The organism is Acidocella sp. (genome assembly GCF_028687955.1).
Taxonomy (GTDB): domain Bacteria; phylum Pseudomonadota; class Alphaproteobacteria; order Acetobacterales; family Acetobacteraceae; genus Acidocella.
Genome location: NZ_JAQTZC010000078.1, coordinates 1 through 8,564 on the forward strand (window position 1 = coordinate 1; position 8,564 = coordinate 8,564).

Consider the following 8,564-nt stretch of genomic DNA (forward strand, 5'->3'; position numbering starts at 1 on the left):
GCGGTGCCGTTTCGCGAATTTGTGATGTATGTAGCGGACGTGTCACGAAAATTTAGTTCATTTTTACTTGCCATCGCTGCACTGCAACGGTAATGGAAACGAGCGGCGATTAAATCAGGGGTAGTATGATGTCAGCAGTGGTTTCTACGGTAGGCTTAACGGTCGGTGGCTCTCCGAATTTGGCAACTGGTATTGTTACCATTCCTTCGGCATTCACCTCCGTGGGGGGTGGGTCTGCTGTTAATGGTCTGTTGCAAGCCTATCTGAATGGTATCAGCAGTTCGATTTCCGCCTCCGTTGCCGGTGCTACGCCTGCGGGTGGTCTGATCAATAATGATCTCGCAACCGGTTCGGTCTATACTGTTGCCGGCTCCACCGGTAATGTCTTTGAAGAATTCACGAACACCGACTCTGTCGGTGGCGTATCGACCCTGAGCGCGGCTCCTTATACGGGTCTCACAGTCGCCGCTAACGCAACGAACCTGGTTGTTGAGGTTCCCGGCAAGTCGGTCATTACCGGCAACGGAAAAACATCCCTGGCTCTGTTCGGCGCCAACAGCAACGTTGTGTACACTGACACGAACGGTGGCACGACCGGTGCCGTGGACTCGATCTATGCCGCCGGCGGCAAAGATGTCATCAGCGCCTACGGCACCCCCAGCAATCCGAACTCGTCCTACGACATCGTGCTTTCGGGCGCGGGTAGTTCGGTAGCGGGCGCGGGTAAGGATACTGTTAACGTCGGTGCGGCTTTTGATACCGTGAGCGCCAACGGCAATTCGACGGCATCCGTTTTTGTGTATGGCGGCGCCACGACCGTTAATGCGAACGACTCCTCCTCTGTTGCGGTGCAGTTTGCCCAACAAGCCGGCGGCACGCTGGACTTCATTAACAACAGCAGCAATGCGGCAACCATTTTCTCCGCTAACTACGGCGGTAGCAATGGCGCGCCTAACTCCGTGACGGCTTTTGGCGGTGCGGGCGGCGGTTACTACGTCGGCGGTCTCGCGGGCAACAACTCGCTGGTTGGCGGTTCCGGCGCAGTCACTCTGCAGGGCGCTGGCGCGGGTGACACCCTTGTGGGCAATTCCTCGGTTGGCAACTTCCTGTTCGCCGGCACGGGTAATGAGACCTTGCTTGCATCCGCGACATCCGCGCAGAATAATTTCCAGCTTGGCCTGGCATATACCGGGCATACTGGCGCGATCATCTCCAACGCTGTTGTTTCCACAGCGGGTAGCGGGCAGCAGGCGTTTATCCTGGGCAGCTCGTCGAGCAGCACGCTGACCGGCTCGAATTCAACCGTTGCCGGTACGCAAAACCTGTACATCTTCGTGAGCAACGCCGCGACCGCTGCTAACGGCCAGAGCAACTACTTGATCACCGACTTCAACTCGGTCAACAGCTCGATCTACCTGAACGATAGCCTTTTCGGGTCGACCAACACTCTGAGCATTTTCTCGGAAGCGAACTCAACAGCGCCTGGCTTCAGCGGTGCTGTCATCACCCTGTCCGATGGCTCGACCATCAAGCTCGCCGGTGTGAATGCCAACTCCCTCACCTCAGTGCCAGGTGCAGGCGGCAGTATCGTGATCAGCTGATACAAAGCTTACCAGCTAAAGAAAAACCTGCGCGGCTTACGCCACGCAGGTTTTTTATTGCCTCCCGGAAGGTGCAACCATTCATCCTTCCGGCGTGAAATTCATCGCAACCCCGTTAATGCAGTAGCGCAACCCAGTCGGCGCGGGGCCATCCTCGAACACATGGCCAAGATGCCCGCCGCAACGGCTGCAATGCGCCTCAATCCGTATCATACCATGGCTGCGGTCCACCGATGTTCCCACCGCGCCGGCAACCGGGTCGTTGAAGCTGGGCCAACCGGTGCGGCTCTCAAACTTCGTGCTTGCAACGAACAGATCCTGCCCGCATCCGGCGCAGGAAAACCGCCCCGCCCGCTTTTCATGGTTCAGGGCGCAAGTGCCGGGCCGTTCTGTGCCATGTCCACGCAAAACCTCATATTGTTCAGGGGTCAGAATTTTGCGCCACTCGGCTTCTGTATGATTGACGGGAAAATTGGGCTCAGCTGGCAGGCTCATGCATGTCTCCTTTTTTATCGCCCGGGCAGTACGGAATTATCCGCATTTTGCGAGCGCCAGACACTATATAAGAGCCAAGCGCCCAGACCCAAGACAAAGCAGGTTTCCATGCCAGGATCACGAACACGCCGCAATCCTTGGCTGTGTCTCACCGCCGCGCATGTAGTCCCGGCACCCATTGCCGTTCGCCCGCCCCCTGCGGGCGCCTTTTATCAGGCCGAAACCTACCATCAGGATTTTCTGGTTCGTCCCCCGGACTCCCCCTATATCGTCATCAACGAAATTCCGAAGGTACGAGTGCTCCAGACTTTGTTCCCAACGCTTTATCACGCCACGCCGGTCACGGTGCTGCCGTTGAATTAGGGGGTGGGATCAGGCCGCCTTGATCTCGATTTTCGCCGCGTCGATTGCCGGAATGCTCATCCGGCGCCAGCGCTCAAGCGTTGCTTCCATCGCCGGTTTGCCGTTGCTCAACGAAGCGGCGATCAACCTGTCAATCACGGCATGGCGCAGATCGGCTTCGGTCTTCAGCATATTCACGGGCATTTTCACTCTCCGTCGTCAGAATCGTGGATCAATCATCCATGTGTGTAATATCGCCTGGGACCAAGGCGCGAATAAGGCAGCGGGCTGATTTGATTATGGCGGGAAAATCGGCTGGGTGAAAAAAACTAAGCCGAAATGCCCGGAAATATCCTGTTAAAGTATGGGGGTTTTGTTATAGGTATTCAGGCTTCAGCTTCTGGGACATGCATGGCGCAGCGGATCAGACTTCGACTCTTTGGCGCGCTGTACGGCGCTGTACTGCTGACTGGTTGCGCGGACATGCCGGCGCAAACCGCCCAGACCGTGGGAGCTGTTCCCGTGCTTGGCGCCGGTAATCTCGTTGGGGCTACCCCCGCCACTCTAGATGCCGCCTTCGGCCATCCGGCGCTGCTGCGCGTTGATGGCTCAGCCCAGGTCTGGCTCTACCATTCGCCGGTCTGCGGCCTTAACCTCATCCTCTACCCTGATGCGTCAGGGGTTCCGCATGTGGCCACCGCCGTGCCGGACAACGGCGATGCCGCGCGCTGTACCCTCAGCCTGGAACACCCCACCACAGCCGCGGCACTGGAGCAGCGCGCCGCCTCCTGATACGCTGTTCTCAACAGAGAATTGAGGATCACATGGCCGGCCTGAAAATTGCAGTGCAGATGGACCCGATGCACAGCATCGACATCACGGGCGACTCCACCTTTGCCCTGATGCTGGAAGCGCAAAGCCGCGGCCATGCGCTCTGGCATTATGAGGTCCACCACATGTGGCTGAACGGCGCCACCCTTCAGGCCCGCGTGCGGCCCGTCACGGTCCAAAACGTCCCCGGCGAGCACTATGAATTCGGCCCGGAAAAAACCGTCAATCTGGCGGAGATGGACGTGGTGCTGATGCGCCAGGACCCGCCGTTTGACATGGCCTATATCACCGCCACGCATCTGCTGGAGCACATCCACCCCAAAACCCTGGTGGTGAACAACCCCGCCGCCGTGCGCAACGCGCCCGAGAAGCTGTTGGTGACCCATTTCCCCGAGCTGATGCCCCCCACGCTCATCGCCTGGGACCGCGGCGCGATCAGGGATTTCCGCAAGCTGCATGGCGACATCATTGTCAAACCGTTGTTTGGCAATGGTGGCATCGGCGTTTTCCGTATCAAGCCTGACGATGAAAATCTCGGCTCCCTGCTGGACATGTTTTTCGCAGCCTCCCGTGAGCCGTTGATGGTCCAGCGCTACGAGCCGGCCGTCCGCCAGGGGGACAAGCGCATCATCCTCATCGACGGTGAACCCCTGGGCGCGCTCAACCGCGTCCCCGCCGAGGGGGATAGCCGCTCCAACATGCATGCCGGCGGCCGTCCCGAGCGGACCAGCCTGACCCCCCGCGAACTTGAGATCTGCGCCCGCATCGGGCCCACGCTGAAGCGCGAAGGTCTGCTCTTCACGGGCATCGATGTCATCGGCGGCTATCTCACCGAGATCAATGTCACCTCGCCCACCGGGCTGCAGCAGATTGCCCGCTTTGATGGCGTAAATCTTGCCGCCGCCATCTGGGACAAAATCGAGGCGAAGCGGGCCTGAGGCTGTCACGCAATTGTAGCAGACGGGGTGTATGCTGGTTTGCTAAACGGGCCAGAGATTCTGAGAGGTTGCCAGATGTTGCTTTCCCGCCGGCGGTTTATTTCCACTTCTCTCGCCCTGGGCGCGGGTGGGGCGTTTGGCGCGTTTCCGGCGCTGGCGGACCCGGCAGCGCTCAACTGTGTGTTGATCGGCGACTGGGGCCGCAATGGCCATGACGATCAGCGCGCCGTCGCGGTGCAGATGGGCAAAACCGCGGCTGCCATGGGCGCGCGCTTCACGGTCTCGGTCGGCGATAATTTCTATGAGGATGGCGTCACCGGCGTTGAAGACCCGCAGTGGGAGAGCTCTTTCGAGAAGATCTACACCGCTCAATCCCTCCAGAGCCCCTGGAAGGTGATTCTCGGCAACCATGACTACCGCGGCAATGTGCAGCCGCAGCTTGACTACAGCGCCAGGAGCCACCGCTGGCAGCTACCCGCGCGTTATTATACCGAGACGCAGGCGCTGCCCGATGGCGCTCGCGCGGATTTCTTCTACCTGGACACTTCGCCCTTCATTAAAAAATATCTCGGCTCCAAGGTGAGAATTGAAGGCCAGGATTCGCAGGCTCAGCTTGACTGGCTGGACAAGGCCCTGGCTGCCTCCACCGCGCAGTGGAAAATCGTTATCGGCCACCACCCCATTTACACGGCGCTTGACGATGCCGACGGCGAAGACCACGACCAGCCGGACCTCATCGCGCGGCTCAACCCCGTGCTGGTGAAGCATGATGTGCCGCTCTATATTTGCGGGCACGACCATTGCCTGCAATCGGTGTCGATGAACGGCACCACCTATGTGGTCACCGGCGCCGGTTCGCAGACCTACACCCCGCGCCCGGCAATCCGCGGCGGCTTTGCCTCGGGCGCGCATGGGTTCATGACGCTGCACATAACCGGCGGCAAGCTGCAATACGGGCTTATGGATATGAGCGGCAAAACCATCTATGCCGGGTCCATAATCCCGGCCTGAGCGCACAAACTGCGTAAAGCTAATCCGCGTCGATGCTGACAGCCGCCAGGCGGAAGTCCACCGCCACGGTTATCTGATAGGTGCGTCCGGTGAAGCCGGACGGCGGGGCAGGATAGTGCGCGATCCGCGCATCCCGGAGCGCCGCCGCATCCAGCAGCGGAAACCCGCTCGAGCGCGTCAGCGCGATGTTGGAGACCACGCCGTTCAGATATGTGAATGTAAGCTGCGGCGAGCCCACCTCATGCGCCATCTGCGCGGACTGTGGGTAGACCTCGTTTGCATGCGCCTGGAGCGCTGCTTTGATCGCCGCGCTGAATACGTCCACCGCGCCGGCGCTCGGCGCGGGCGGCACCACGGGCTGCGGCGGCACCGGCACCGGTGGCGGCTTAACGGCTTGCGGCGGCGTGGGCAACGGCTTGGGCACCGGCTTGGGCACCGGAACATGCCGCACCACATGATGCGCCGCGGGCTTTGGCGGCGGCGGCAATGGTTTGGCCACCGGCTGCACCACCGGCTGAGCCACGGGCTTGGGCGGCACGGGTGCCGGTGGCGCTGGTTTGGGGGCGGGCGGGGTGATAACCGAAAGTTTCACCACCGCCGGGGTTAGCGCAGGCATCTCCTTATGCGCCATTATCGGCACCAGCAGGCCAAGCGCCGCCAGCTCGAGCAGCAGCCCCACGCCCATCGCGGCGGCAAAGCGGAGGTTTCCGGGATCCTGTGTGAGCCAGGAGGAGTTCATTGTCTCAGACATTTGTACCAAATCGATCGTTTTCAATATGACCTTCTAACGCATCAAGGCCCGGCTTACGCCGGGCCTTGAGCTGTTGCCGCCGGGTTTCTCTAAACTGTCATAAAGTTCAGAAGTTGATGGGTACGGAGATGGTCACGAAAGCCGACACGCCCGGCAGCACCCAGTAGAGCAGGTCTCCAGCACCATTGGTGCCATTGTCGGAGATGATCTGGCGTTGGTTGGTGATGTTATCCACGTTCAACTTCAGATTGATCTGGTCGAGGTGCGGATTGAGGTGGTTAAAGGTATAACCAGCGGCCAGGTTGACCACGTTGTAGGGGTTGTACCAGCCACCGGGGTTCTTGCCGCTGGCACCGCTGCCTTCCGCGGCACCGGTTACGACGTTGACGCCGGTATTGCCGGTGTAGGAACCGCCTGTCGTCTGGTCGATGATCGAGCCGTAGATGCCGTCCTTGTCGTAGATCACGCCAATGTTGGAGGTGAACTGCGGCGCGTTGAGGACGTAGATGTTGGTCGAGGTCTGGTACGCCTGGTTATAACCGGCATTGCCGAACAGGCTGATGCCGTTGTCGAAGCTGTAGGTTACATCGCCTTCGACGCCGCGATAGATCACGCCGCCCTGGTTAAAGAACACTTTTTGGCGGATGCCGCCGATGGTTTCGTTCTGGCTGTTGATGAAGTTCTGGAAGTGGATGTGATAGACATCCGCGCCCAGGGCCAGATGCTCACCCTGATAGGCCATGCCGGCCTGGAAGTTGATCGTGGTTTCAGGCTGCACGCTGCTGATTTTTGTGCCGGTTGTATAATAGGTGTTCAGGTTGGGAGCGAGGAAGCCCTCAGCCGCCTGCGCATAAACCGAGAGGTTCGGGTTGATGCTGTACTTGGCTTCAAAGGAGGGCAGCAGCTTGTCGTAGTTATGCGAGTAGTACAGCGGCAGTTCGGTCTTCTGGTCCACCGGCGCGCTCAGCGTGCGGCGGAAGAAGGCGTATTTCACGCCGCCGGTCAGGGTCAACCCGTCGATCGGCTTCCAATCAACCTGGCCATAGGGCTGGAAGGTGTAAAGCTGATCGCGCATCTGGCGCTCAATGGAGCCGTCTGCATTGGTTGGTGTGATGAGGCCGCCGTTGGAGTCGGCGGGGTTATAGTTGACGGCGTTGGCATTGGTCAGCGAGACGTTCTGCACGGCACGGCTGTTGATCTGGTGGTCGAACCAGAAGCCGGCCTTCAGATCGCCCCAATCGAAATCCTTCTGGGCGCGCTGGATGGTGCCGACGGACCGGTAATCCATTTTGAAGGTCTGGCCGGGAACGCCGGTGGTGATCGGCCCGCCGGGCAACAGCTGTACCTGGTTGGGCACGCCGGTTTGCAGGCCGTTGGCACCGACGTCGTTTACGTCATCGCCGTTCAGGTCGTGGTGGTAATAGGCATAGGTGTAGACTTTGCCGTCATAGAGCCAGCCATCGCCGAGGTTGGACTGCACGTCGATGTATTCCATATCGGTGACGATATGGTCATTGTTGTAACGGTTATAGTTCTGCTGGTTCGGGTCGGTGCTGTAGGCAAAGTTCCGCCCGTACTGCGCCATCTGCCCGGCGGTCGCGCCGATCGCGGGATTCTGGTAGATGTTGTTGTAATCGGCCATCAGGGTCACGGTAGTGTTGTTACCCGCCGGGATCACGATTTTGCCAAAGAAGTTCTTGCGTTCCTGGCCGGCGTTCTGCAGCGCGCCGTCGGACTGGATGTGCTCGGCATCCACCACGGCGGAAGTGCCGTTCAGGGTCTGGATGCTGCCGGTGTCGTAGCGGATACCAGCAAGGTTCGTATTGTAGCTGCCCCATTCACCATAGGGGGTGAGAGTCTGCGTCGCCGCCGGGTCGATGGTGCGCAGCGAGATGGTGCCGCCGAAGGTGGCATCGCCCACGGTTTCCGCCGTGCCAGGGCCGCGGTCCACAATGGTCTCGCCGATCTGGCTGTCGGTGAAGAACGACGTGGAGTGATGCGTAAAGTCATTGGAGTCGCCGAAGGGGATACCATCGAAGGTAATGTTGTACTGGCCATCCTGGAAGCCGCGGATGGTCGGGCCATTGGCTTCCTGCAAGCCAGGGCCGTTCGGGCTAATCGCCGAGACCGAAGGCGTGAGCTTGGCAATATCGGCGTAGCTCTGTGTGCCGATGAGCATGTTCTCGATGGTCTTTTTGCTCACCACCGAGGTCGGCTGCGTGGAGTTTAGCGGCGTCAGCGAAGGGGCTTCGTTCGGCGCGGTGCCGGGTGTGCTGGCGAGCAGCGCGGTATCGGCCGTGCCAGTGGCGAGCACGGCGCCGAGATCGAGGTTTACCGGCGCGGTGCTGGTTTGCGCATGCGCGGATGCGGTGGTCAGAACCAACCCAGCCAGGGCGAATGCCAACGCCCGGTGCGAGGAGGCCCGGCGCAAGGCGCGCCGGAACGTGTTTGCGGAATTCATTGTTTAAAGCCCCTGTTTTATGATCGCGCCCGTCCCAATGCGAGCGTCGTCGTTACACGGACAGGGCGATACTCTACCGCGAGGCGAAAAGCGGTGTCAGTTTCACGAAGAATCCGTGATCCTTTTGTTGCAGT

9 protein-coding genes are annotated in these 8,564 nt (G+C 60.0%); 5 read left to right on the forward strand and 4 right to left on the reverse strand.

Annotated features, from left to right (window positions below; translation table 11 throughout):
* The first annotated feature begins 179 nt into the window (after positions 1 to 179).
* Entirely contained in the window at positions 180 to 1,601 is a 1,422-nt protein-coding gene (locus PHE40_RS09670; protein ID WP_299961225.1) for a hypothetical protein, read from the forward strand.
* A gap of 81 nt (positions 1,602 to 1,682) precedes the next feature.
* Here the strand turns inward: PHE40_RS09670 and msrB are convergent, their stop codons facing one another.
* Positions 1,683 to 2,096 carry a peptide-methionine (R)-S-oxide reductase MsrB gene (gene msrB / locus PHE40_RS09675; protein WP_299961227.1) on the reverse strand — a complete coding sequence of 138 codons (414 nt, stop codon included), beginning with the start codon at positions 2,094 to 2,096 and terminating at the stop codon, positions 1,683 to 1,685.
* Between the two features lie 108 nt (positions 2,097 to 2,204).
* Here msrB and PHE40_RS09680 point away from each other — a divergent pair, with 108 nt between their 5' ends.
* Positions 2,205 to 2,459 (forward strand): hypothetical protein, encoded by a 255-nt coding sequence (locus tag PHE40_RS09680; RefSeq protein WP_299961229.1) that lies wholly within the window; start codon positions 2,205 to 2,207, stop codon positions 2,457 to 2,459.
* Positions 2,460 to 2,468: 9 nt separating this feature from the next.
* Here the strand turns inward: PHE40_RS09680 and PHE40_RS09685 are convergent, their stop codons facing one another.
* Positions 2,469 to 2,642 (reverse strand): hypothetical protein, encoded by a 174-nt coding sequence (locus PHE40_RS09685; RefSeq protein WP_299961231.1) that lies wholly within the window; start codon positions 2,640 to 2,642, stop codon positions 2,469 to 2,471.
* 279 nt (positions 2,643 to 2,921) lie between these two features.
* On the opposite strand from PHE40_RS09685, the gene PHE40_RS09690 reads away from it, so the two are divergent.
* The 3 genes from PHE40_RS09690 (at position 2,922) to PHE40_RS09700 (ending at position 5,218) form a co-directional block, all read left to right on the forward strand.
* Positions 2,922 to 3,230: a hypothetical protein gene (locus PHE40_RS09690; RefSeq protein ID WP_299961233.1), complete on the forward strand. Its 309-nt coding sequence runs from the start codon at positions 2,922 to 2,924 to the stop codon at positions 3,228 to 3,230.
* Between the two features lie 32 nt (positions 3,231 to 3,262).
* Positions 3,263 to 4,207, forward strand: a complete 945-nt coding sequence (gene gshB, locus PHE40_RS09695; RefSeq protein ID WP_299961235.1) for a glutathione synthase — start codon at positions 3,263 to 3,265, stop codon at positions 4,205 to 4,207.
* A gap of 75 nt (positions 4,208 to 4,282) precedes the next feature.
* Positions 4,283 to 5,218: a tartrate-resistant acid phosphatase type 5 family protein gene (locus tag PHE40_RS09700; RefSeq protein WP_299961237.1), complete on the forward strand. Its 936-nt coding sequence runs from the start codon at positions 4,283 to 4,285 to the stop codon at positions 5,216 to 5,218.
* Between the two features lie 19 nt (positions 5,219 to 5,237).
* Here the strand turns inward: PHE40_RS09700 and PHE40_RS09705 are convergent, their stop codons facing one another.
* Both PHE40_RS09705 and PHE40_RS09710 read right to left on the reverse strand, forming a co-directional pair.
* Positions 5,238 to 5,969, reverse strand: coding sequence for an energy transducer TonB (locus tag PHE40_RS09705; protein WP_299961239.1), 732 nt, complete (start codon positions 5,967 to 5,969; stop codon positions 5,238 to 5,240).
* A gap of 106 nt (positions 5,970 to 6,075) precedes the next feature.
* Positions 6,076 to 8,430: a TonB-dependent receptor gene (locus PHE40_RS09710; protein ID WP_299961240.1), complete on the reverse strand. Its 2,355-nt coding sequence runs from the start codon at positions 8,428 to 8,430 to the stop codon at positions 6,076 to 6,078.
* Positions 8,431 to 8,564: the final 134 nt, after the last annotated feature.